Genomic DNA, 26610 nt, shown 5'->3' with positions numbered 1-26610 from the left:
AAATCACAAACGAATGAAGGAAAAAATTTTACACGGATGTATGTGGGTCCTGCTCTGCTTTACGTTGCCGGCAATGGCACAGGAAAGCTTCCTGCAGAAAAAGATCAGCATCAGTTTCAGGAATGAACCCATCGCAAAGTGTTTCATAGGATTACAACAGAAGGGCGGCATTACTTTCTTCTACAATCCTGCCGATATGAAGGCGGTAGATAAAAAATACACGGTCGATCTCAATAATAAAACCGTAGCAGAAGTGATCACCTGGTTATTACAGAATACCGGGTTGGAATTTGAAGCGGTAGATGGGAGGAAGGTAGTGGTGCGAAAAATCATTATCAAACAATCAACAGCGCCCCGGAAACGTACCATCAGCGGGATGGTTACAGACGCAACTAAAAACAGCCCCATTGCCCGCGCGGAAATCATGGCGCAAAGTACCGGTAGTGTGGTGATGGCAGATGAATCCGGTCGTTTCTCCTTGGAAGTAAAGGACACGTCGGATGTACTGGTGATCTATTATGTAGGCTACGCCACTAAAATGATCAAAGCCGGCAGCGCGCCGGTGTTGTCAGTACAACTGAAACCCGACAGCAAAACGCTGAGCGGCGTAACGGTAGATGCCCGGCGGCGCTCCAATACGGAAGTAATGCTGCTGAACGACCGTAAAAACTCCGCCATGATCTCCGACGGGATCTCTGCCCAGAACATCGAAAAAACTGCCAGCATTACCACCACCCAGGCCCTGCAAAGGGTATCGGGCGTAACGGTTACAGATGATAAATATGTAGCCATCCGTGGCCTGGGTGACCGCTCGGTGATCGGGCAGCTGAACGGTATCCGCCTGGCATCTTCCGATCCCGACAGGAGCGCCATCCCGCTGGACCTGGTGCCCGCCGGCCTGCTGGATAATATCACCATCTACAAAACCACTACCTCCGATAAACCTGCCGATGCCGCTGCCGGTATCGTGGAGCTGAAAACAAAGTCGGTGCCGGATAGGGAAATGCTCACCATCACCGTGCAAACCGGCATGAACTCACAAACCGGCAGCAAAGTGAACAGCTTCTATAACAGCGACATGGGCTTTCTCGGGCAAAAGGTAAAATCAAAGGGATTGTCGCCGGAATTCAGGGAACTGTCCAAACAGTACCCAAACGGCTTAGGCGATATCCAGCACAAAATCGCCAACAGCCGCAACGATCCGGCCCTGCTGGCAGAAGCCAACCGCATCAGCGGTATCATGCACGGCTTCGATCCCGTGCTCACTACAAAGTATAAATCGGCGCCGCTGAACCAGATCTATGCGGTTACTTACGGTAACAGCTATACGGTATTTAAGAAACACCAGGTAGGATTAATAGCCGGCGCCAATTATTATAACCGCACCAACGATATCTACGACGGACAACTGACCCAGTACAGCGTATACCAGGGCGTGTTAACCGGCAACAGCGCATTGTACAGTCCCCGGGTGATCCCTAACTACATTACACCCAACAACATCAATCTTGGGAAGTATTTAAATTATAAGGAAAATACCGGCACACAAACACTCAACTATGGATTTTTGGGTGGACTTACCTATCGCTTCAGCCCTCAGCACGAAATAAGTATGCAGTACCTGGGCAGCCGTGGTGCGGAAACACGCGCCAGCAACCTGCACGGCGCCTACGAATACACCGGCCTGCCGGGAAAGGTGTATAACCTCGTGTATTCCTTACGCCAAAGCTATCGCACACTCAACACCTTCAACCTGCAGGGCGAGCATAAGTTCACAAAAAAGGAATATGCGCCAAAGCTGAGCTACAACCTTGCTACCTCTTCCTCTGCACAGGATGATCCGGATTATCGTTTTGTAAACCTGGCCGACTATCGCATTAACGGCGGTACCAGCTACCCCGGGGTACCGGATAAACCAGGCGGTACGCCGCCGGACATGTTCTCGCCCAGCCTGTATTCACTGGTGTCGGGGTATGTAAATGGGTATGGCCCCTACGGCATTATCCAGGCCGATCCCAATGGCCGCCGCTTCCGTCATCTCAACGAAAATAATTATAACTATAAAGCAGATCTGACCCTGCCTTTTAAAGTGCTCAACAAAAAACAGGAATTTAAAACCGGGGTCAACTACCTGCACCGCAGGAGAAGCTTTAATGAAAATGTACTTTATCTTCCGGGATCAAATTACTCAGCCAATGGCGCGCTGCCTTTATATGAAGTAAGCGGCAATCTCGATCAGCTCATCGGCTACGATCGTATCGGTATCCTCCCGCAGTCGTCGTATAACGGGGAAGGCGCTCCCCGCAATGGTGGCTATCTGTATAATATCCAGAAGTCGCCCAACAACTACAAAGGCTACTACGAAACACGCGCCTTCTATGGTATGCTCGATCTGCATCTCACGGAACAGCTGCGCCTCACCGGCGGCGTGCGTTTTGAAATGACCGACATCCAGGCGTCTGTAGATACATCCAATGTTTTCCTCGATCCCAGTATTACCGCTACCGATGCTGCCGGCAATAAAGTGAACCTGGTGTATACAGAGCCTAATTCTGTCTACAAAACCGATTACGAACCTTACTACTCTGCTAACCTTACCTATACACTGAATAAGAACATGAACTTCCGCCTGGGCTACAACACTACGCTGGCCCGACCGGAGCTGAGGGAACTCACTAACGTATTTGATTTTGATCCTTTCCAGTTTGCACTGGTGGTAGGTAATCCCAACCTGAAAAACCAACAAACCACCAACTACGATTTCCGCTGGGAATGGTTCCCCGCGCCAGGTGAGGTATTGTCTGCGTCGGTTTTTTATAAGGAGATAGATAACCAGTTAACAAAGGTGTTTAAACAAAATTCATCCGGACTGGAAGCACGGTTCCCCGAATTTCCCGCGATAGAATTTCAGAACGATCCCAACAAAGGACGGGTGTACGGAATAGAACTGGAAGTAGTAAAAAATCTCGGCCTGCTGTGGGCACCCATGAAAAATTTCTTCCTGGGATCCAACCTGCTGCTGGCGCAAAGTGAAATCAAGAAAACAAAGGAACGGCTGGAATCTTCGCGTGCCATCGATCGCCGCGCACCGGCCAACAGCCCGCTGTTTGAACAGGCGCCGTATTCCGTGAACGTATTCATTAACTACAACAATACTAAATCAGGTACCGACTTCACGGCCACTTTTAATATGGTAGGAGAGCGGCTTATCCAGGTAAACCTCGATGGCACGCCGGATCTCTACTCCCGGCCAAATCCTGTACTGGATTTTGTGGGCTCGCAAAAATTGCTGAAACGCCTCACGTTAAAAGGCTTCGCCAAAAATATCCTGGACAGGCCCGTGGAGGAAGTATACGCGAACCCCGGCACCGGTGGTAAGTTCTACGGCAAAAAGTATGTACGGAGAAGTTTTTACCGGGGAACAGAATTTATGCTGGGCCTGACTTACAACCTGTAAAACCTGAATGATGAAAATGAAAATTACATATATAGGGATGGCTGCTGCGCTCTTGTTCAGCGCCTGCAGCAAGAAACTGGACTACACCTACGATAACCGATTTATTCAACAGCCGGTTACTGCGTCCACCGTTCGCCTGGTAAACCTCGTAGGCGCCACAGAATTAACTATTGCCGGGCAACCGCTCACCAGCTTTATAGCCCCGGATGATGAAGGCTATTATGGCCCCAATGAAACCCGCGCTACCCGCTGGTTCCCGGAAAATGGCCGCCTCGGTACCACATTCACCATTCCAGCGGAATTACTGAAAAATGGCCGCGCAGATAGTATCCTGTTCAGCAGCCTGTCTCCAAAGTTATCGGTGCCACCACCGCGTCCTTTTAGTGTGCAGGAAGAAGTGAACAACCCTTCGGATTATTACTTCGTGCGCTTCCGGCCCAACGCCGCCGGCTTCACGGATTCGCTGTTCCGCATTCCCCGGGCTGTTTCGCCGGCATCAGATCCGGCCGGGTTTAAGGTGCGGCTGCTTAATCTGAGTTCCATACCGGCCGGCAATTCCATGCCGGGCCTTTTCCGCCACGGACCAATGACGCTCACGCTGGCAGATGGCACTGCTGTACCCGGCCTGACCAACATCATGCCCGGCGCTTATTCCGGTTATGTGGAACTGCCCTACGGTACCTATCAGTTTAAAGTACTCAGCAGCGAAGGAAAAGAAGTGCCGGCAAGCGGGGAATATAATTTACTCAACCCCGTAACCGGCACGTTAATGGACCAGCAGGGAACACCCGGCATCGGTGGCAATAAGGATACCTGGCTTACCTATGCACCGCTGAAAACATTCCAGCCCGGCGGTATCTATACCATCGTGGTGGCATGTAACTACGATACCAAAGTGCCTACCGGTAACCCCAACGGGGAAACTACCATCACAGAAAATAATTCTTTCCGCATCATCGCAGATATATCCGAGCCGGTGAATATGACCTACGCCCGCATGCAGGGCATCAATGTAGCCGCCGGCAGGAAAATATCCTGGCAGGTAGATGGTCAACCGATGGGAGCCACACTGGACTACACCCAACAAACCACCTATAGCCGGTATATAACGGGCACGCATATAGTAAAAGCAATAGACGAAAAAGGACAGGTGCTGGCAGAACGCTCCCTGCCGCTGCAGCCAGGCGATAACCTTACGCTATGGTACTACCAGCATAAAGATGGCGCCCCTGCGATCACTTTCTCTGCCAATAACCTGAGCGGGAAATTCTATGGCGGTACAGCTACCGACAACGGTACTTACGGCATGTTCAAAGACAGCTACCCCTTCTGGATCCGTTTTATGAACTTCTGTCCCGACCTGGAGGAAATGACTTTCACCACGGACAATGGTCTTCCATTTCCCAACCCGGTGAATATCCCTAACGCAGCGGCACAGCATATCGAATTGGGAACTCCGGTAACAGACAACCCGTACGTGATGATGTTTGTCAATTTTCCGCAAAGGATCCTGGCATACGCATCGGCACCCGGCATCCTTCCTGGCAACTGGATCCGCACCATCACCCCGCTGAAGAGCCGCCAGTTTATTGCCCGTCCTGAACTTTATAAAACACCGGAGCTGCCGCAAAGTGAGCCCGGTATCTATACGGTAGCGCTCATTGGCAGCACATCCGCCAATGCCACGGAAAAAGCCCGGATGATTATTGTGAAACACAACAACTGAGTTAAGTATGAAGTCGAAATATTTTTTGCTGCTTTTATGTGCCATCGCCCTGCTCTTTAACAGCTGCCGCAAAACGGATTATGCCACCCTGAACAGCCCGGCGTATCTCCGCGTGTTCAACTGCCTGGAGTACAACGCCACGCTCGATAATAAAGATGTGCCGGTGCCTTTCCTCGTGTTCCTGGTAGATCCTGTAATGGATGATGCAGGCGTACCGGTAAACGCCGCTATCACCGGCGATTTCCTGGATCGCCGCAGCGAATGGGCTATGCCTTACCCCGATGCCGCCAGCAATGTGATCTGGCAAAAGGAATATCCCGGTACCAAAAGAGTACTGGCCGGTCCAATATTAAATGGATATGATCTGTCCAGCTGGGCGCAGGTGCCGTCAGGAAAACATCACATTGTTTTCCGTACCCGGCCGCTGAACAACACGCCTTACTTCGAACTGGATAAACTGGAAAGAGGTGTTACCCTGATCGATACAACTATCGATCTCACCGCCGGTGAAGTATATACCATGCATGCACTCATTGCGGAATATACAAGCCAGCAGCCGTTTATGTACCTGCGCCAGGAAACGTTTACCAAACAGCCTTTTGCGGATTCTATGGTGTACGTAAATTTTTACAACCTCAGCTCGAAAAACTGGTACCGGCTGGCGCCCAATGAAATCACCAACCAATACCTGGTGAGCACGAAGCTGCAGGATACCATGCAGGTGTATTATTCACTGAATAAAAGAAAGGATGCCATTCTCACCCCTTTACCAGGTTACAGGGGCGTACCTATGGGGCAAATCATACATTCCCTGGAACCCCGTGTGGCGCCATATTACAGCTTCCCGCTGTTTGCAGATACCAGCGGCAATAAAATCTTTACAGGTAACATGAGCCAGCAGTTCGGATTTTTTGGAGCAGGGTTTTCCCCGGAAAACCTCGGCTATCCCGACTTCCTGCCGGTAGGCGCCTACTCAGCGCTTATCCTCGGCGATTACGGGGATGCTAACAAAACTTCTCACCTGCCTTTCAAAATAAGAACAGACCTGCGCACAGGACTCATCGTCAGTATTCATTCCGGTACTGCCAACCCACGCTCTTTTGCTACGGTAAATACCATTGAATACATCAACCGCAAGTTTTATGTAACCACCATCCAGCGGAAGTTTGCGCCGCCTGTTTATTAACATCTTATTGTATGAATATGCTGAATATAACTTTTAAAAGATTTAGGGAGATGATGGGACTGCTGTTAGTGTTGCTGATGGCAGGGTGCAGTAAAGATGACCTCATCCCCCCGGTAGATAGAACCACGATCCCCCGTAACATAGGGGTGTTCATTGAAAATAACTACGACCTGAGCCTGTTAAGCGCCGCCCTCAAAAAAACCGGTTTGCTGGATTCATTAAACCAGCCGGGAGCCACCACGCTCTTCGCACCGGATAACGCGGCCTTTAACAGGATAGGTATCAGCACACCCGCAGAGATAGACCGTATGGACGTGGACAGCCTGCGGTTTATGCTGCGGTATCACATGATCCGCAACCGGTATTTTATTACCACTTTCCCCAAACAGATGGATAATAAGTATCTCTCCCTCACCGGTGACGCACTCTATGTGTCTGTAGATAAACAGGAGCAATTTATCAAAGACGACATCTTCACATTTGTGAATGGCGCCTACATCATGACCGGCGCCAAACGCAATATCGCGCTGGCCAACGGGGTAATCCACATCCTCGCCAAACCATTGCAGTATAAAAAGGAAACAGTACAGGACTATATCTCTAAAGATACCAGTCTTGCCCTCTTCGCCGCTGTCTTGAAACAGTTCAATCTCTGGGATGATCTGAAAATAAAAGATCCGCTTACCTTATTCGCACCGGATAACAACGCTTTCCTGAAGTACGGCTTAACAGCAGGGAAAATTGCCACCCTGAAGCCAGCAGATTACAAACCACTCACCTTCGGCATCTATACCCTCATGATGCGGCCTATGCATATTTTTTCTACCGATGGCTACATCCTGTCTGGCACAAACGTATACGGCGCCAATGTGATTTACTTCAACGATACTTACAGTATCACCCCCAATTATATACGGAATAACTACAACGGTACAGAACAATCGGCGGTCTACATCGGCAAAATAATGGGCGTAAACTGGGGCTCAAACGAAGAAGGACCTGCCACAGTACAATATAAAGGTGGACTCACAAATGCTGATCACCTCTGCAGCAACGGTATTGTACATGTGATAGACGACCTGGTGTTTAACCCGGATTTAATGAAGCAATAAAATGAATCAGATGAAATTACAGATACACGTACTCTTATTACTGTTGCTGGTGGCGGCCGGTTGCCGCAAACAGGATATCGAACCGGAGCCGGTGGGCAACCCGGTGCCGCATGAAGCCGGCCCGGATAAAACCTGGCAACAACTGCTGGCTGCTTCTCCGTATACCCGTTTCCGTGAGGCATGGCAATTGTCCGGCATGGATGAAAAAGTAAAGCAATCCGGGTCAGGTTTCTACACGGTGCTGGTACCCTCAGATAAAGCTTTTGATGAAGCCGGATGGACCACCGCAAAAATAAAAGCCGCCACCAAAGAAGAACTGGATGAACTGCTCACCATATATGTGATGCCTGCCCGCCTCACACCGGAAAACATTGCAGCAGTACCCGCGGCAACACGCCCGGCGCTACCCTGTCAGAGCGCTCAATGGCGGGCCGGGACAACTGGTACAGCAAAAACTATATCGATTTCCTGTTCCTCGGCAAACATGGCGACAGCCTCCTGGTAAACGGCATTGCCCAGGCTAGATGGGGCCAATACCAGGAAGCTGTCAACGGCCTCATTTACCCGGTAGAACATTGCATCACCAAACCACAGCAAACAATGTGGGAGTACATCAGCACAGAACCCCGCTTCAGCCTCTACCGCGATGCACTGCTCATATGCGATAGCCTCTACAACTCGGTATGGATGAATATGGGTATCATGACCCTGCTGCAATCGTCAGAATCGCTTGCGCAATTCACCTTGTACGCACCCAACAACAACGCATTTATAAAGAATGGATTTCATAATGCAGATGATATCCTGAATTATTGCCTGCGCTCCTGGCCATTGCCGCCCGGCGACTATGATGAAAATATGTACTACCAGCAGCCGGTGACAGCGATCGACTCCATTCTTTTTGCACACGGTGTGGAAGTATACATCGCCTCGCAGCTCAACGGCGATGCAAGAATAGGACCGGTATACTTCTCCAACGATCTCGCCGATAATGCACAGCAGCTTAGCGGGTTGATGCTCCTGAAAGGACAGCTATATGGCAGTCCGCCGGTATACATCAGTCTTGATTTTATCAGCAACAACGGGCAACCCGGCGTAAAAAGACACGCTGCAAACACTCCATATACCGGTCTCAAAAACAAGGATATCCGTGTGCTCAACGGCGTGATCCATGAAGTAGATGATCTTTTCAAATGGCCTAACTAAACAAATGTACCCATGAAAATATTGAAGTATACCGGCGTGCTGTTAATGCTGCTGTCGGCCTGTACAAAAGACAATGATAAGGTGGCCGGTACGGACGAAAACAACCGCCTCACCTACGTCATCGATGATAATAAATTCAACTTCTCCGCTTTCAGCACTGCCCTGAGCAGAACCCGTTACCGCACCACACTGGCCGGCCCCGGCCCATATACGGTGATGATACCGGATAACAACGCCTTTTCAAAAGCAGGCTACAGCACCGATCAGTCAGTGCTGGTAGAAGATGGTACCATCCTCGGTAACCTGGTCTCTTATCATGTTGTGAACGGCGTCTGGGAACTGAACAAACTACCGTTTAAATTCAACCAGGAAATTGCCGCTATCACCGGCGCGAAGATGTTCGTTACCCGCTGGGTGAAAGGAACAGATACACTGCTCACCATCAACGGCACGCCATTACTCGCTTACAACCTGCCCGCCAGCAACGGCGTAATACAGGTGCTGGATAATGTGCTGCAGCCATTGGTACATAAAACATTGTCGGACGCTATATCTTCAGACACCACGCTCACCTTCCTGAACGTAGCGCTTCAACAGGCGGGAATGAAACAGCTGCTCACTACCGGTAACACCTACACGTTTTTTGCACCCTCCAACACAGCCTTCCGCAGCGCAGGTTTTTCTTCTGCAGATAGTATCAACGCAACAGATCCTGCCGTGCTGCGGGAGTTATTGCAATACCATTTGTTCTCCGGCAGGAAATTCATATACGATTATATCCTCACCACCGGTGACTCCGATCAAACAGAACAGACCATGCTTAACGGTAACAACGTGAAGATCAGCCTGCTGAAATCCGGTGTGAAATACACGGGTATCAGCATCACCGGACCCGGTAATACCGCGGCCGCACAGGTGAAGAAAGCCAACGTTATGGCCGGCAACGGCGTACTCCACATCATAGACCAGGTACTAAAAGAAAATCAGTAGTGATGAAGAAAATTTTATACATAGCTTACTTGTTCACCGTACTGCTGGCTACCAGCCCCTTGGCATACGCACAGGAAACAAACGGCACACTAAGCGGGAAGATCACCAGCGATAAAAACGAACCGCTCATCGGCGTTACGGTACTGGCCATCCACGAGCCTTCGGGTACAAAGTACGGCGCAATCACCACCGCCGATGGCCGCTACTATTTACCCGGCCTGCGTATCGGCGGTCCTTACTCGGTAAGCATCACCATGATGGGAATGCAACCGCAGAAAAGAGAACAGCTCAACGTCCGCCTCGGCGAACCCGTACAACTCAATGTGGTAATGGCTGTTGCCGGTAAAGATCTTGCTGCTGTAACTATCAAAGGCACAAAGAAAACCGCTTCCGCCAATACTACCGGCGCAGGACAAAACATCAGCCGCACACAACTGGCAAACATGCCTACCATTTCGCGCAGCCTTCAGGATATGACAAAGATGGTTCCGCAGGGCAGCCGTGATAACTCCTTTGCAGGTACCAATTTCCGCTATAACAACGTAACCATCGATGGTGCTATCAACAACGATGCTATTGGCTTCAGCCCCTCTGCAGGAGGCATTACCGGCAGCTCCGGCCTGCCCGGCTCCAGTACCCGCACCAACGCGGTATCGCTGGATGCGATCGAAGACATGCAGGTATACCTCGCCCCCTTCGATGTAAAGATCGGGAACTTCACCGGCGGCAGTATCAACGCTGTTACACGCAGCGGTACCAATACCGTAACGGGATCGGTTTACGGCTTTGGCCGCAATGCAGCCCTCACCGGTAAAGGTCCCAATGGCAAAATGAACAGCGACTTCCACGACTATCAGGCCGGCGTCCGGATAGGATTCCCCATCATAAAAAATAAACTGTTCTTTTTTACCAACGAAGAAATTACTTCCCGCCAGGACCCTGCACAGCTGCTGGCCGGTCAACCGGAAACGGCGCAGATCCTCAGCGTCAAAGATGCAGACGATATCCGCAACGCTACGCTGAGCCGTTATGGTAAAGGATTTGATCCCGGTACTGCCGGTAATTACACGGCATACTCCCGCTCGCAGAAATTCTTTAACCGCATCGATTGGAACATCAACGATAAACACCAGCTCTCCTTTCGCAATAATACCATTCTGTCTAAAGCCATGAACATGGACCGGGATCAACAGGATTTCCGGTTCAGCAGCATGGCTTATCAACAGGTAAATAACCAGAGCTCCACCGTAATGGAAATAAAGTCGAGGTTTAACAACCGCTGGTCCAACAGTTTCATCGCAGGATTCAGCGTAGTACACGATAAGCGCAACCCCGGTTCAGATCCGTCACTGCCACAGGTGCAGATCACCGGCCGCACACCCGGTACTACCATCTATCTCGGTACTGACCGCGAGGCGAGCATCTTTGATATGAAACAACGTACCATCGAAATCTCTGATAACCTTACCTTCAGAAAAGGAAAACATACCATATTACTCGGCACCCACAATGAACTGTATCATATCGACTATGGCTTTGTTAACAGCTGGAATGGGAGAGTGGATTATCTGAGCATTGAAGATTATCTGAACAACAATCCTTACCGTGTTCGTGGCAGTTACAACTATACCAATAACAGCCGCGAATACATCCTCGCGCACCCGGAAGCGCAGTTTAATATAAACATGCACAGCGTATATGCACAGGATGAAATACAGGTAACAGACAAGTTGAAGGTGATCCCCGGTATACGTGCCGATTATACCTGGCTGCCAGAGAAACCCGCCTTGAGTGATAAAACACAGAACGCCTATACCGATGGTTCTTTTGGTAACACCTACGCCTATACGCCGCTGAACCGCATCAATAATGGCTACCTGGGCAAAGTGCAATTGTCGCCCCGCCTCGGCTTCCGCTACGATTGGAAAAACGATCAAAGCCTTATCCTCCGCGGTGGTACCGGCCTGTTCACCGGCCGCATCCCTTTTGCCTGGATCGCCTATGCCTATTATAACAACGGCATCAACTACGGCTCCTTTGATCAGAAAGCAGATACAAAAGTATTTGTGCCCGGCAGCGATCCGCTGCAACCCAATCCTAACGGTATCGCGCAGTTTATTGAGCAAAACGGCGCACAGATGAACAACCGGAATGCAGGTAAAACACAGGTGGATGTAATTGATAATAACTTCGTGATGCCGCAGGTATGGCGCAGCAGCCTGGGACTGGGTTATGTGAGCCCGGCAGGATTTAAATACACCGTGGAAGCGATGTACACCAAAACGCTGAAGGACGTATTATTTCAGCAGGTGAATATCAAAGATGATCCAAAGTATTATGCTTATGATAAAGACCGGCAGCAACCGATTTACAGCGGTACTACAGATCCGCATTTCTCTAACGCCTACCTGTTGAGCAATACAAAAAAGGGTTACCGCTACAGCTTCACCGGTAGCGTCAACCGTAGCTTCCCTTCAGGTATCCAGGCGTCGCTGGCATATACCTACGGCGGTTCCAAAGATATCTCCAACGGTATCCGTAACTCTATGGAAAGCAACTGGCAGCTGAACCAGGCGCTCAGTCCCAATAATCCCGGACTGGCATGGTCCAACTTTGACGTGCGTCACCGTATAGTCGGTAACGTTACTTACCACAAAGCCTGGAGCAACAACTGGCTAACCACCGTTACTATATTCGCCACCGCGCAATCCGGCAGTCCGTTTACCTACGGTGTGGTTAACAACAGCATCCAGGGATTACCACAACAGGTAAGCTTGTTATATATTCCTTATGCAGATGAAGCTATTAATTACTTCCGCGGGAAAGGCATTTCTGCCGAACAGCAGGCAGCTGCTTTTAACGCTTATATAGATGGCGATAAATACCTGCGCGGCCGTCGCGGGCAGTTCACAGAGCGTAATGCCGGCCGCACGCCGTGGAATGTGCAGGCAGATCTGCACTTTGCACAGGAGTATCATTTTGGCGGAAAGCAGTTCATCACTTTTACTGCGGATGTAGTGAATCTGACGCACCTGATCAACAGCAACTGGGGCACGGTATATTTCTCTCCCAATACATTTAACTCCACTGCCAGCACCGGCTTAACACCGGTATTCCCGGCAGGGCAAAACCCCGGCGGATACCCGGTGTATACTTTCGAAAATCCGGGTAAGCCTTACTCCGTTGATTTCCTCAACTCCAGGGCGCAGGTGCAGCTGGGATTAAGATATTCTTTTTAATCAATGTTAATCATCCAACAATGAAATATGCTTTATACCTGCTGCCGGTAATTTTGTTACTGGTGGCAGGCTGCAAAAAAGACCGGGATAATAGCACGGTGGCCATGAATGTAAAAACGTTCTGGCCAAATAGTGGAAATGCGGGTACCATTGTTACCCTGCAGGGACAGGGACTCACCAAAGATGTACAGGTAAGCTTTAACGGCACGGAAGCCAGGGTACTGGATGCGCGCGATTCCGTGCTGATAGTGCTGGCACCGGACAATGGCAGCACCGGTTCACTTGCTGTAAAGTCCGGCGACCGTAAAATGGAACTTGGCACCTACACTTACCAGGCACTGAGCCTGCATGGTATCAGTCCGGCTAACGGTCCCGCAGGTACGAATATTTCTATCCGCGGCGCGGGCTTCAGCAGCATGGAAGCGCCGGCAAAGGTAACCATCAATGGAAAGGACGCACTGATCACCGGTGCATCCGATACGTTACTGGTAGCGGCTGTGCCGGAAGGTGCAGGCAGCGGCAAGGTAGTGGTAATGGTAGATGGAAAAGAAGTAAGCGGACCTGATTTCTCTTTCCAGGTCATCAGCAGCATTAAACCGCTGAAGGGTGGTAGCGGCACGGCGGTAACCATTAACGGGGAAGGGTTTAATACCCTGGCCGCCGGCAACAGCGTTACGTTCAATGGTAAAGCGGCGGCGGTTATAAGCGCTGCTGCCGGCAAACTGGTGGTGACAGCGCCGGAAGGCGTAGCTACAGGACCGGTAGTCGTAAGCATCAACGGGCAGAAAACTATTGGCCAGGTGTTTACCGTAGTTCCCAAACCGGTAATCAGAACGGTTACGCCCCTGAGCGCACCGGCAGGTGCTGCTGTGGATATTGCAGGCGATTACTTCAGCACGTTCCCCGATGAAGTAACGGTGTCCTTTAACGGGCATGCCGCTATTGTTACTGCCACAACTGATAGGAGCATAAGCGTAAAGGTACCTGCCGGAGCAGGCGCCGGGAAAATACAACTCATCGTGAACGGGCAGCAATCGGAAGGACCGCTGTTTAAAGAACAGTCGCTGGGCATTTTACAATTATTACCGGATAACGGTCTCGAAGGTACGGAAGTAACCATAAAAGGGATTGGCTTCAGTACCAACGCGGCAGAGAACATCGTTACCTTCAATGGGGTAGTGGTGCCGGTAACCGCAGCCACCGACAGTACGCTGCGTGTAGTCGCTCCCGTTGGCGTTAGCACCGGCGCGCTGAAAGTAAAAGTAGGCACGCTGGATGCCACAGGCCCGGTATTCCGCAGGGCAGGAGTGATCACGGTTGCAGGCGGCCCGTCACAAACCCTTTTCGATGATCCGAAAGGCGTAGCAGTAGATTCCCGCGGGAATATATTCGTGCTGGATCTGAACGTGATAAAGAAAGTAACGGCCAGCGGGGCGGTGAGCATTTTTGCAGGAAAAACAGATGGCTCCACAGGGAATGTGGATGGCAACGGAACAGCCGCGGCATTCAATTACCCGGTGGCTTGCGTAATAGATGCGCAGGATAATCTCTATGTATGTGATCAGAATAACAGATGCATCCGCAAAATTACGCCGGCCGGCAGTGTAACTACGTTTGCCCGTGTGGCATTTACGCCTATTGGTGTGGGTATTGATAAAAACGGAACAGTGTACATAGGCGCACAATACGCAGGTGTATACCGCCTTGATGGCGCCGGCAATGCCAGCCCGCTGGCGCCGAATGTATATCAGAGCGCACCGGGTACACTGGTAATAGATAATAGTGGAACCCTGTTTTTTGGCGGCGATTCGGATAACCCGTTTGTTTCAAAAATTACAGGTGGCGTTAAAACGCTGTATGCCGGCGGCCAGTATGGCTACGGCGATGGATCGCTTACCGGCGCACAATTCAGCATTATCTCCGGCATGGCCCGCAACGCGGTAACCGGCGAAATGTACGTGGCAGATAATAATGCCATCCGGTTAATCGCCAACGACCAGGTAACACGGATCACAGGCTGGAAAGGCGGTAGTAACCCGGTATCAGGAAACGATGACGGAACGTTGAACCAGGCCACCTTTAACAGCATTAATGGTATTTGTACAGATAAGGAAGGGAATATTTATGTAGTAGAGCGGTTTGGAAAAGCGGTAAGAAAAATTATCCTGCAATAATTTTTTTAGAAAGAAGAACGAAGGGGCTGGCCAGATTACTGGCCAGCCCCTTCGTTATGAATAAGTGTTATGGCTTTAGTAGCCAGGATTCTGTTTCATGTTTGGATTACGTTCTACTTCCGCGTTTGGCAGCGGGAATACCACTGCATCATCATTCCACTCCTGTGCATCTACGCCGCCGTGGGCAGGAATTGCACGGTGTGTTCTCAGGAAGTCGAATTCGCCATGTCCTTCGAAAGCCAGTTCTATTCTGCGTTCGGTGAGGATATCGTTGATCAGCGCCGCCTGTGTTAACGGGGCCAGTACCTTAGCCTTGGCCCTTGTCCTGATGGCATTCAGCAGGGTGATAGCTTCGGGATTAGCTACGCCGGGAGTTAGCCTGGCCAATGCTTCTGCTTTGGTGAGCATCACTTCTGCCAGGCGTACAACGGGCACCCAGGCATCTACGGTGCTGGCGCCAAAAAATTTCTTGGTATAAAATGCGGTGGTATCGCCACCACTGATGGTATAAGTAAACAGTGGTTTCGCCCGCAGATCGGTGAAACGATCGAAATTGGGGAGCGTCAGGTAGGTCTGGCTGATGGTGATATCACCCCTGCCTGAACTGCCATAATGCTGGCCGATGGCGTTATTGGTATTCGGGTTATCACCGGAGCTCATGGCTACAGAGAAAATGCGTTCCAGGGAAGTCTGGTAGTTTGTGGAAGACCATACATCGGCTGGCGTGGCGTCGAGGTCGTAACCAAAGGACGACAGCAGTACGCTGTCTGCATAGTCACGGGCTTTGGCCCAGTTGCCTTCATACAGGTAGATGCGGGAAAGCAGTGCATGGGCGGCGCCTTTGGTGGCACGGCTGCGGTCATTGTAATCATCACCGGTGGTAACAGGAAGTACGGCTGCTGCTTCAGTGAGATCTTTGATCATCTGGTCATAAACTTCCTTCACCGTGTTGCGGGGAACTTTATTCTTCGGATCAATGGCTTCGCCACCATCCTTTGCAGCGGTGAGTATCAACGGCACGCCCATATGTCCGGCATCAGCCTGGTAAGTATAGGTTTGTGCATAGGTATTTACCAGGAAGAAGTACGTGAGGGCACGGATAAATTTTGCCTCTGCGTAATAGCCTGCTGCTACCTCTGCGCCAACTACACTTTCATGATCTTTCAGGTTCTGCGAGAAATAATTGCTTTCAAAAATGGTCCTGTATCCGCCCGACCAGCAGTTGAACGCATACACATTGTTGGAAAGCATATTAAAAGTAGGTACATTACCAAAATAAAGAGGAGATATTTACATCCACTGATCTCACGTCCGAGTAGATCAGTACACGGCCCCCCAGGAATTCTCCGTTCTGCAGGGCATCGTACATACCGATCGCGGACTTTTCAATTCTTTCCGGTGTGCTGAAGGCTTCCTCCGGCGTCAGTTTGGAAAAGGGGATCTGGTCATTTACCTTGGAGCAGGAAAACAGCATCGAAGATGCTATCGCTACTGCGCCAATGGCCAAACCTATGCTTGTTTTTTTCCGGGAGTTCGGTTTATATTTTAATTCCATAATTCAGTTTTTTTAATCGCTAACAATTAGAATCCAACATTTAAGCCCAGCATGAATATTCTTGGTAAAGGCATACCCCTGTTATCTGTTCCGTAGTTGATATTGCTATCACGGTTGGTATTGATTTCAGGATCAGCGCCTGTATATTTGGTAATGATAAAGGCATTTTGAACGAGGGCGTAAACGCGCAGGCTGTTCAAACCGATTTTATCTTTGATGCCAGGGAAAGTATAACCGAGGCTGATTTCACGACCTCTCAGGAAATCGCCTTTTTCCATCCAGCGGGTGGATGCCTGGTTGGTTGGCGCGTCAGAGAGTACCAGCTTGGGAACATCCGTGTTTTTATTTTCGGGAGTCCATCTGTTTTTGATTTCCTGCAGGTTGTTCTGGAAATAGTTGCTCATCAGGGCAGCCCTGGTGGAATTGTATACATAGTTACCGCCACTGTACTGAAGCAGGATACTCAGGTCAATGCCTTTGTAGTTGAAAGTGTTATTGAAACCACCATACCAGGTTGGGTAACCGGATTTATCCTGGTACTGAGCGTCAGAGCCTGTAACAGCGCTCATTGGCTTGGTACCGTCCGGAGAAGTCCATTTCCTGGCAGTAGGTACGTTAGGGTCTAAGTTGTACATCACCAGTTCGCCTTTGGCGTTGTAGTACATTGGATTACCATTGTCCGGGTTTACGCCGCCCCATTCGATCAGCTTGAACACGCCCAGGGTTTTGCCAACGCTGACACGGTTGTTTCCTTTGATGATATCAGATCCATCAGCAGTGGCCGTCACCCTGTTTTTAATAATGGTGAAGTTAATGCTGGAATTCCAGCTAAAGTCCCTGGTAGTAATGTTCTGGGTATTTAATGTCAGTTCCAGTCCCTTATTCCACATGGTGCCGATGTTGGTAGTGAGGATAGAACCCACCGCACCGGTAACAGGGTCCCAGGGCGTACCCACGGTAGCCAGGATAGGCGCATCCAGGATCAGGTGGTCGATATTACTGTGGAAGTAGTCGGCCACAAAAGTGATCTTGTTTTTCAGCAGGGTAACGTCCACGCCTATATCCAGTTTCTTTGATTTTTCCCACTGCAGGTTAGGATCACCGATCTGTGCAACACCAAATCCATTGATATCGCCATACTGTCCGCCGCCATACAAGGAACGGAAGGCGTATGCACGGATGTTGGAGTTACCCACCATACCATAACTGGCTCTGAGTTTCAGGTCGCTGATCAGGGAGATATTATCTTTAAAGAAGCCTTCTTCAGAAATTCTCCATCCCACAGATACGCCGGGGAAGTAACCACGGCGGTTATTGGAACCGAAGTCAGAATAAGCATCTGCTCTCAGGGTTGCATCAAAGTAGTATTTTGATCCGTAGTTATAACCTATCTTACCGAAGTAAGACTCGAATGAGGTGGCAACGCGGCCACCACCGGTATAGCTGTTTTCAGAGCCGGCAAATAAACCGTCATAGATTTCTTTAAAATAAGAATCTGCCAGGTTGCCCTGCCCGGTATATAACTGTTTCTGTTCGGTATGTTGGGATTCCTGACCTATTGTAGCGCTGATGAAATGCAGGTTGTTGATAGCTTTCGTATAGGTGGCAAAGTTAGACCAGTTCCAAAGGTTCTGGCGGAAGAGGTTTTCCTGCACCAGGCCATTGTTGCCTAATCCCAAACCTGCCTGTAAAGGGCCGCTGTACTGGTCTTCAAAGTTCTGCACCATATCAACACCAAACCGGGAAGTTATTTTCAAACCGGTGATAGGCTCAATTTCTATATAAGCGCTGGATAATACGCGGGTGGCGGTATTATCATTCCTTCCGAATTGCAGATTGGACAGCGGGTGGAAGAAGCGGTTCAGTTTGTTGGTCGTAATGTTATTGCCATCTGCCAGATCCCCGTTGCTGGATTTGATATACAGGTTGCCGTTTTTGTCATACACCGGTACATTCGGCATCGCGTTGTATGCAGAGAAGGTGGAACCTGCGAGGTATCCGTCGGATAAAACGCCGTTATTCAAAGACTTGGAGCTGTATAAAGAGATACCTGATTTCAACCATTTTTTAGGGGTTACATCCAGGTTCATACGGATGCTACCTCTGCGTAAACGGTTAACAAGCACCATACCCTGCTGATCGGCATATTCACCGGATGCATAAAATTTCGCTTTCTCCGTGCCGCCGGCGAGTGATAACTGGTGATTCTGGATAACGCCCGTGCGGAACACTTCATCCAGCCAGTCCGTTCTGTCTGCTTTACCATCGCCGTTTATGTCAACGTCTTTTGCCAGGATGGGAGTAACGCCGCCTGTTTTAGTAGCGTTCTTTGCTTTTTCATTCTGGATAATAGTGAAGTCATCGCCGTTCAGCAGTTTTGGTAATCTCACGGCTTTGCTCATACCCACGTATCCGTTGTAGTTTACATTGATAGTGCCGTTTTTACCTCTTTTAGTGGTAATGATAATTACACCGGCAGCAGCGCGGGAACCGTACAATGCACTGGCAGCGGCATCTTTCAGCACATCCACCGATTCAATGTCGTTCGGGTTGATGTCTGCAAGCGGATTGTAACGGGTACCGTTACCACTGTTGAAAACGTTCAGGTTAGTGAGGGAGTTTACCGGGATACCATCCACTATTACCAGTGGCTGCGAGCTGTTGGTAATGGAGTTAATGCCCCTGATGCGGATGTTTACGTTGTCGCCCAGTACACCGGAGTTGGTACTGATGTTCACACCGGCAGCGCGGCCAGTTAACGCCTGGTCAAAGCTGGTGGCAGGGCGGTTATTGACAAGTCCGGCTGATACATGACTCACAGAAGAAGTCACATCTTTTCTTTTCAGCTCTCCATAACCGGTTACAAGTATTTCATTCAGTACTTTATTGCTGCCGGATAAGGCAACACTAATGTTTTGGCGGTTGCCGGGTTTCTCTTCTTTCGTTTCATAGCCAACAAAAGAAAACAGTAAGATGGTATTGGCATCTGCCTGGATGGTAAATTTACCGTCGGGGCCTGATACAACGCCTGTTTTGGTACCCTTGATGATTACAGATACGCCGGGCAGGTCTTGTCCGTCCTGGGCATCTGTTACCTTACCAGTAATCGTTCGGGTCTGGGCATAGGAATGCACCACACCGATGGCTAGTAAAAGCCATAGTAGTAAACCTTTTTTCATACGGTTTCAATTTGGTTTAGATATATAAGAAAATGTTGCGGGCGGGCGGCCTTGTGTCAGATTTTGGTTTAATTCATCGGGTTATTGCCAATCGCAGTCGCCTGCCTTGTTCATAGTTATACAGATTTTGGTTTAAAGATGAAGTCAATTTATTCTGATGGATCAACTATTATTTTCTATAGGAATCTAAAGCCTGGTAAGGCTTATAGCATTGTGCTAATTTTGTTGTTTACAGATCATGCTTCCCCGGACGGACTAAATCCGGCGCACAAATTTGCTATATAAAAGGCTAAATGCAGCATCCGCTTGTAGTTGGCAACACTACAACCAATGATACCTATGCTTCCAGAACCAGTTGGAATTAAAATACGTCCTCAATAAGCAAATAGTAATAACAAAAAACAATCAGTACAGCATGTTCAAATTTTGGTTATAGGGTCCATGTCAGGTTACAGCGGGTCAAGGCTGAAAACAAAACAGGATGATTCTCATTAGCGGCATAAAAATATACTGTTTTTTGCATAAAAACAATATTCTCCGGGATGTTTATTTTGAAATATAATTACTTACCTCCAGCAGGTTGCCGTCGGGGTCCCTGAAATAGATAGATCGGATCTTGCCTGTAGTGCCGATCCTTTCTACAATTCCGCCTTCCAGGATGTTTATTTTCAGCGTCATTAATTCCACCAGGATTTCTTCCACCGGCGTATCTGCAATAAAGCACAGATCCGCCGATCCCATAGTGGGTGCAAGCGCTTTGGGATCTATTTCCCTGCCTTTTTCATGCAGGTTGATCTTCTGGTGCCCGAAACGCAGCGCCCTGCGGTCAAAGAATACTATCACATACCTTATCCGGATGAAGGGTTGCAAAGGTAACCCGATATATCCCGGATTTCCACTAACTTACCATATACCCATTAATGAACAGGTTCATGGATAAGCAACGCTCTCCCAATAAACTCGCCACTTTTTTTAAAAAACTGGGCCCGGGATTAATTACCGGCGCCAGCGATGATGATCCATCCGGTATTGCCACGTATTCGCAGGCAGGTGCGCAGTTCGGGTTGGCAACTTTATGGACCTCCCTGCTCACTTTCCCGCTGATGGCGGCTGTCCAGGGTATGTGTGCCCGCATTGGGCTGGTCACCAGCCAGGGCCTGACGGTTACTTTAAAGAAGAACTACCCCAGGCCGGTGCTTTACCTCATGTTATTATTTAGTTTTCCGGCCATCACACTGAACATAGGTGCAGATATCCAGGGCATGGGAGCGGTGTGCCATATGATCTTCCCCGCAGTACCGGTATCCGTTTTTTGTGTGGGCGTCACCGCGATAATGATGTTCGTAATCATCCGCTTCTCTTATGAAAAAATTGCCATGATCCTGAAGTGGCTCTGCATGTCGTTGCTGCTGTATATTTTAGTGCCCTTTATGATAAAGCAAAACTGGGGCGATATCGCAAGGCATACTTTTATTCCCACCATTCAATACAATAAAGATTTCTTCTCTATCATTGTCGCCATACTGGGTACCACTATTTCACCTTACCTTTTTTTCTGGCAAACCACGATGGAGGCGGAAGACCAGGCACATAACGGCAAAGGAATTGTGGTGGACAAAAGAGTGTTGAGTGAAATGAAAACAGATGTAAACACGGGCATGTTGTTTTCAAATATTGTGATGTTCTTTATTATCCTCACGGCGGGCAGCGTGCTGTTTCCCGCCGGCGTGAAACAGATAGATACCGTAGACCAGGCAGCTAAAGCGCTGGAGCCGCTGGCAGGAAAACTGACCTACCTGATTTTTGCTACGGGCGTATTGGGAACCGGGTTGCTGGCCATCCCCGTACTGGCAGGTTCACAGTCGTATATGCTTGCGGAAACGCTCGGGTGGGAGGCAGGACTGGATAAGAAATTCTCCCAGGCCAAGCCGTTTTATATCTCTATCATCATTTCGCTGATCGTAGGCTTATCGCTCGACTTCCTCGGCGTGAGTCCTATTAAAGCGCTGCTGTACACGGCCATTGCCTATGGCCTTACTGCGCCGGTAATGATTGTGATGATCATACATATCGGTAACAATAAGAAGATCATGAAAGAGCACACGAATTCGAAGTTATCCAATATTCTCGGCGGACTCACACTATTACTGATGACTGCCGCCGCAGTGGCTATGATCTGGTTCCTGTTCTGAGTTTATCATTTTTCCACGTAAAGAATTTTTAAGCATCATCAACAAATGAATATTTTCAGGAAGATACTTACCGGCACCGGCATCGTTTTTTCTTTCACTGTTGCCGCGCAGGAACGCGTACACGTAAATAGTTTCGGACTTAAACCTAATACCTTCACAGATGCCACTACCAGGGTGCAGCAGGCCATTGCCGCCTGTAAGGATAAGCCCGGCGCGGTATTGGAATTTGCTCCCGGCCGTTATGACTTTTACCCGGATAGCGCCGTGAAGAAAGTATATTTTATTTCCAACACCTCCAGTGAAACAGAAGTGCCGGACAAAACAAAAACCATCGGATTGTTTTTTGAAAACTTTAAAGACCTTGTTATCGAAGGGAATGGAGCGGAATTTGTTTTTCATGGAAAGATGACCACCTGGGTTTTTGACCGGTGCGAGAACATTACCATGCGTCATGTGACCATAGATACGGAACGGCCTTCCATGTCGGAAATGACGCTGAAAACGGTGACGCCGGAAATGGTGGTCGCCGCCATACATCCCGATTCCAAATATACCATCATTGATGGACGCCTCGAATGGCATGGTCCCAGGTGGGGCATGAACACATTCCATGCAGTGCTGGCGAATACCGCCAACGGTATATACACTTATTCCTCCTGGACGCCGTTCCTGAAAAGCAGGGCCGCCACCATTGCGCCTAACACGGTACAGTTTACCGGCGATTTTTCCGGCTTCAAAGGTGAGCCGGGAAACGTGTTTACCGTGAGGGATGGCATCCGCGACCAGGCAGGCGCCTTTATCCGGCATTGCCGCAATGTGCAGCTGGATCATATCAACATGCGTTACATGCACGGCCTCGGCATTGTATCGCAGTTCTCTGAAGAGCTTCACTACAGCCATATACAGATCATGCCGGATGAAAAAAGCGGCCGTGTAATGGCCACTTTTGCAGATGGCATGCATTTCTCCGGCTGCAAAGGAAACATCACTATTACGGATTCGCATTTTAAAGGCCTGCACGACGATCCGGTGAATATACACGGCACGCACCTGGTGATCACGGAAAAAGTGGCGCCACGGGTACTGAAATTGCGGTTCATGCATCATCAAACGTATGGGTTTCAAGCTTTCTTTGCCGGGGACAGTATCACTTTCGTACATGCGGCTACGTTACAGGGGTATGCAAACGGCCGCATCACCGCCGCCCGCATGATCAGTGAAAGAGAGATGGAAGTAACGCTCAGCGGCGATGTACCCGAAGGGATCATTGCCGGCGACTGCCTCGAAAATATCACGTGGGTACCGTCGCTCACCGTACGTAACTGCGTGTTTGAAGCTGTGAATACAAGAGGGCTGCTGGTAACCACCCGTAAGAAAGTGGTGATAGAACATAACCGGTTCTACAGAACAGGTATGCATGCCATCCTCATTGCCGATGATGCCGCCAGCTGGTTTGAATCCGGGCCGGTACAGGATGTGCTGATCAGCGGTAACACCTTTGAAGGTTGCGGGTATAACCTGGCGCCTGATAACAATTATGTGATTGCAATAGCACCGGAAAATCATCAGCTGCTGAAAGGTTTTATGGTGCATCATAACATCCGGATAACCGATAATGAATTTCGTATCTACGACTACCCGGTGTTAACAGCCCGCAGCACGGGCAACTTATCGTTTATGCGTAACCGTATTTCCTGGACGAAGGACTATTTGCCACAGGGCGCAGAACGGCCAGCTTTCCGGCTTACTGGTTGCGAGGGCGTAAAGGTAACTGGAAATGAATGGCAAGTGCCTTTTAAGCCACTTGTGTTGCTGCAAAGCATGACGGCCAAAGCCATCAAAACAGATCTGCCGGTAACAGTAAAGCCATAGTTATTTTACGGTCCGAAAACCCTGGTTGCTGAAGGAAGCACGCTGGTGAACGCGGCCAATATCTACCGAGTTAAAGAAGGAGCAGGATCGCTGGCTGCACCACCACGATCCACCGCGGGCATGTGCCAGGGTAGGGCTTTCGCCGGGCTTTATGTGGCCGGAACAGAATTCAAAAACGTTGCCATACATATCATATAGGCCCCAGGCATTGGGTTGAAAGCTGCCAACAGGGGCACTATACATGAATCCGTCTGAACTATCAGCCTGCAGGTGATCCTTTCCGTGCCAGATATTGGCATAGCGGCCAATGAGCGTTTTCTTATCTCCAAAAAAATAAGTGGTGCGGGCGCCTGCACGGGAAGCAATTTCCCATTCTTCCAGCGTAGGAAGCCGTACACCTGCCCAGTTGCAGTATGCCTGCGCATCCTTATAACTGATACAGGTAACCGGGTGCTCCATTTTGTTTTCAATACCGCCGGCACGCACGCCGTTGGGGAAACGCCAGCAGGCAGTGGAATCGTTGCTCCATTCAAACTCGCGTAACCCTGGTGCAAATACCAGTGCATCGTGCCGTTGTTCTGCATCAGTTATATAACCGGTGGCTGCTACAAATGCAGCAAACTGCCGGTTAGTAGTTTCATATATTGCAATGTTAAAACTATCGACGCTTACTTGTCTTTCGGGGTTAAGTGTATGTAGATGCCCACCTATATGGTAGCTGCCGGCGGGTACCAATACGTACCCACCGGGCGTTTGTGCAGAGCCGGCATAGCCACTCAGCAACAGCAACGCGGTACTAACCTTTTTTAGGAAGCCCATTGTAAAATGCAGTAGCCCGTTCAATGATCAATGCTTCATTGGCACTATTGAAATTCAGGTAAGCCTGGTAACTGGTTCCTTCATCGGCATACAGCTTTTTGTAGGAAGCAGAAGATAAAAAAGGTGCGTATTCATTATTCTTCATCAATATCATCAGCAGGGTGAGTATATCATGATCTTTATGATCGCGGTTATAAGTGCTGATCAGCAAAGGGATCATTTCCCGGCCATTAATATCGATAATGGCTTTTTTATAGTTAACGCCGATGCGGTTACTGCGCTGGATGGAAGCGCTCATTAACGCGATAGCGGAGTCGCGGTTAGCGGTCATGAAATTCGACTGCCGCTGGCTCCAGCTGTATTCACCGAATGCATCCGGCAACTGCGCAAAGATCTTTTTATGTTCGTCCGGCACCGGCGGCATGGCATCACAGTTCTGGCTATACGATTCCGCATGAATGAGGTGATAAGTAAGCTTTTCGCGCATGGATAACGCCATGTATTCCTTCTGGGGCAACGGGGTGTTCTCGTCTTCATCATGACCGGCTTTCGCAATCAGCGCCAGCACTTTCTCCAATCCATCCGGCGGCCGGCTTATTTTCAGGCGGTACTCGTGATAAGCCTGGCTTTCTTTGCTGGGCTCCACCCATGTTTCATCTTCCTGGGCAAAACAAACGTTGTAAGCAAATACAGATAAAAGAACTGCTACCATCTTTTTCATGCAAATTCAAAATTTACGGGAAGATAAAGCAGGCGGGGGTATTTGCCAAATGCGGATTTTGTCTTGGCTCAGGATTACGCTGATTTTGCTGATTAGTTTGATTTTTACTTTTGGATTTTTTTAGATTTTTTGATTTTCTTAATAATAATTAAGGGAGATAAAAGCAAATATATCCGCTTCTATCTCCCGTAATCCTTTATAAAATCCAAAAGTAAAAATCAAACTAATCAGCAAAATCAGCGTAATCCTGAGCCAAGACAAAATCCGCTGCATTCACGGCGCCATCATCAGCCGCATGGCCTTCTTGTGCTCCAGTTTCCGGTGATGCCGGAAAACGCTTTTGGTTACAAAATGGCCCAGGGCCAGCCCCACCCATACATCGCTGCTCCAATGCCGGTTTTCATACAGGCGGGTGGCGCCGGTAAGGCCGGCAATGCCATAGGATACCCATGGCACCCACGGATGATCTTTTCCGTAGAGTTCCGCAATCGCGGTGGCTACTGTCATAACGGTGAGACTATGCCCCGACGGGAAAGAGGTATGCTGTTTATCTTTGCTGAAGGGAGCATTAAAGCTGAACGGGGAATCGTAATAGGTAGGGCGTCCGCGTCTCACAATACTTTTAAGGGTGGCGTAAATGGCGGTGGAAATGATCAGCGATTTGGCAGCCATCAATCCGCCGTGTTCCAGGTTGCGGTCCTTTGCAATCACTCCCACTACATACATACCGGCTACAATGTACGGGGAATAGGCATTGCCAAAGGGTTCTATCTGGTCGGTTACGCTGGTAACAAAATTCGACTGGTGACGTACAAAGAATTGTTTTACGCCGTAATCCCCTCCCAGCAGGATGCCGGTCACACCGGTAATTACGCCCAGCCGGATGTAATCCTTTTTCTCCCAATGGGCGGGCCGCGCTACCGTATATTTCAGGTCCTGCCAGATACTGCCCAGGTAGGCGCCGTTTATGCGGTACCGTATTAAGGTGTCGCTGGCGTTGATCACCGGGCGGATGCTGTCAGCCACCACGGGCAGGCTGCTGTCCGATTGCGCCTGTATACGGGGAGAAAAAATAACCAGTAAAAGAAATGTAAGCCTGAATCCCATCTGTTTAAATACTTTGGAGCGAGCACGAAAGTAGTATTTTTAGGGAGAAGCAGCGCGGGAATTGTTAACTTTACG

Annotated in this window: 18 protein-coding genes; 11 read left to right on the top strand and 7 right to left on the bottom strand. The window is 49.4% G+C overall.

What is annotated here, in order from left to right; genetic code table 11:
* Positions 1 to 13: 13 nt before the first annotated feature.
* Genes QFZ51_RS26940 through QFZ51_RS26900 form a run of 9 tightly spaced genes read left to right on the top strand, consistent with a single transcriptional unit; the run spans position 14 to position 15090 of the window.
* Entirely contained in the window at positions 14 to 3457 is a 3444-nt protein-coding gene (locus QFZ51_RS26940) for a TonB-dependent receptor domain-containing protein (protein WP_429050523.1), read from the top strand.
* 16 nt (positions 3458 to 3473) lie between these two features.
* Positions 3474 to 5183: a hypothetical protein gene (locus tag QFZ51_RS26935; RefSeq protein ID WP_429050522.1), complete on the top strand. Its 1710-nt coding sequence runs from the start codon at positions 3474 to 3476 to the stop codon at positions 5181 to 5183.
* 7 nt (positions 5184 to 5190) lie between these two features.
* Positions 5191 to 6369 (top strand): hypothetical protein, encoded by a 1179-nt coding sequence (locus QFZ51_RS26930; RefSeq protein ID WP_429050521.1) that lies wholly within the window; start codon positions 5191 to 5193, stop codon positions 6367 to 6369.
* 50 nt (positions 6370 to 6419) lie between these two features.
* Positions 6420 to 7481, top strand: a complete 1062-nt coding sequence (locus QFZ51_RS26925; RefSeq protein ID WP_429050520.1) for a fasciclin domain-containing protein — start codon at positions 6420 to 6422, stop codon at positions 7479 to 7481.
* A 10-nt stretch (positions 7482 to 7491) separates the two neighbouring features.
* Positions 7492 to 7986, top strand: a complete 495-nt coding sequence (locus tag QFZ51_RS26920) for a fasciclin domain-containing protein (protein ID WP_429050519.1) — start codon at positions 7492 to 7494, stop codon at positions 7984 to 7986.
* A complete protein-coding gene (locus QFZ51_RS26915) occupies positions 7905 to 8687 on the top strand; it encodes a hypothetical protein (RefSeq protein WP_429050518.1) in 783 nt (260 codons plus the stop codon). The genes QFZ51_RS26920 and QFZ51_RS26915 overlap by 82 nt, the downstream gene beginning before the upstream one ends.
* Positions 8688 to 8699: 12 nt before the next feature.
* Positions 8700 to 9677, top strand: a complete 978-nt coding sequence (locus QFZ51_RS26910; protein ID WP_429050517.1) for a fasciclin domain-containing protein — start codon at positions 8700 to 8702, stop codon at positions 9675 to 9677.
* A 2-nt stretch (positions 9678 to 9679) separates the two neighbouring features.
* On the top strand, positions 9680 to 12916 hold the full coding sequence (locus QFZ51_RS26905; RefSeq protein WP_429050516.1) for a TonB-dependent receptor: 3237 nt from the start codon (positions 9680 to 9682) through the stop codon (positions 12914 to 12916).
* A 20-nt stretch (positions 12917 to 12936) separates the two neighbouring features.
* Positions 12937 to 15090 carry an IPT/TIG domain-containing protein gene (locus QFZ51_RS26900; RefSeq protein ID WP_429050515.1) on the top strand — a complete coding sequence of 718 codons (2154 nt, stop codon included), beginning with the start codon at positions 12937 to 12939 and terminating at the stop codon, positions 15088 to 15090.
* 75 nt (positions 15091 to 15165) lie between these two features.
* Here QFZ51_RS26900 and QFZ51_RS26895 read toward each other — a convergent pair whose 3' ends face one another.
* From QFZ51_RS26895 to QFZ51_RS26880, 4 genes are all read right to left on the bottom strand, one after another.
* Entirely contained in the window at positions 15166 to 16341 is a 1176-nt protein-coding gene (locus tag QFZ51_RS26895) for a RagB/SusD family nutrient uptake outer membrane protein (protein ID WP_429050514.1), read from the bottom strand.
* 16 nt (positions 16342 to 16357) lie between these two features.
* Positions 16358 to 16645, bottom strand: coding sequence for a hypothetical protein (locus tag QFZ51_RS26890; RefSeq protein ID WP_429050513.1), 288 nt, complete (start codon positions 16643 to 16645; stop codon positions 16358 to 16360).
* Between the two features lie 26 nt (positions 16646 to 16671).
* Positions 16672 to 19824 carry a SusC/RagA family TonB-linked outer membrane protein gene (locus QFZ51_RS26885; protein ID WP_429050512.1) on the bottom strand — a complete coding sequence of 1051 codons (3153 nt, stop codon included), beginning with the start codon at positions 19822 to 19824 and terminating at the stop codon, positions 16672 to 16674.
* A gap of 546 nt (positions 19825 to 20370) precedes the next feature.
* The gene (locus QFZ51_RS26880; RefSeq protein WP_429050511.1) at positions 20371 to 20667 is read right to left on the bottom strand and encodes a hypothetical protein; all 297 of its coding nucleotides are present in this window, start codon (positions 20665 to 20667) and stop codon (positions 20371 to 20373) included.
* A gap of 89 nt (positions 20668 to 20756) precedes the next feature.
* Here QFZ51_RS26880 and QFZ51_RS26875 point away from each other — a divergent pair, with 89 nt between their 5' ends.
* Together QFZ51_RS26875 and QFZ51_RS26870 are read left to right on the top strand one after the other, a co-directional pair.
* Positions 20757 to 22016: an NRAMP family divalent metal transporter gene (locus QFZ51_RS26875; RefSeq protein WP_429050510.1), complete on the top strand. Its 1260-nt coding sequence runs from the start codon at positions 20757 to 20759 to the stop codon at positions 22014 to 22016.
* A gap of 45 nt (positions 22017 to 22061) precedes the next feature.
* Complete coding sequence (locus QFZ51_RS26870) at positions 22062 to 23888, top strand: alpha-1,3-galactosidase-related protein (RefSeq protein ID WP_429050509.1); 1827 nt, start codon at positions 22062 to 22064, stop codon at positions 23886 to 23888.
* Here QFZ51_RS26870 and QFZ51_RS26865 read toward each other — a convergent pair whose 3' ends face one another.
* From QFZ51_RS26865 to QFZ51_RS26855, 3 genes are all read right to left on the bottom strand, one after another.
* Positions 23889 to 24707 carry an SUMF1/EgtB/PvdO family nonheme iron enzyme gene (locus QFZ51_RS26865; protein WP_429050508.1) on the bottom strand — a complete coding sequence of 273 codons (819 nt, stop codon included), beginning with the start codon at positions 24705 to 24707 and terminating at the stop codon, positions 23889 to 23891.
* Positions 24685 to 25428 (bottom strand): hypothetical protein, encoded by a 744-nt coding sequence (locus QFZ51_RS26860; RefSeq protein ID WP_429050507.1) that lies wholly within the window; start codon positions 25426 to 25428, stop codon positions 24685 to 24687. Before QFZ51_RS26860 ends, QFZ51_RS26865 begins: the two co-directional genes overlap by 23 nt.
* 273 nt (positions 25429 to 25701) lie before the next feature.
* Positions 25702 to 26535, bottom strand: coding sequence for a phosphatase PAP2 family protein (locus tag QFZ51_RS26855; protein WP_429050506.1), 834 nt, complete (start codon positions 26533 to 26535; stop codon positions 25702 to 25704).
* Positions 26536 to 26610 lie beyond the last annotated feature (75 nt).

This window comes from Chitinophaga sp. W3I9 (assembly GCF_050434025.1).
Lineage (GTDB): Bacteria > Bacteroidota > Bacteroidia > Chitinophagales > Chitinophagaceae > Chitinophaga.
This window is presented reverse-complemented; position numbering and strand designations above follow the sequence as displayed.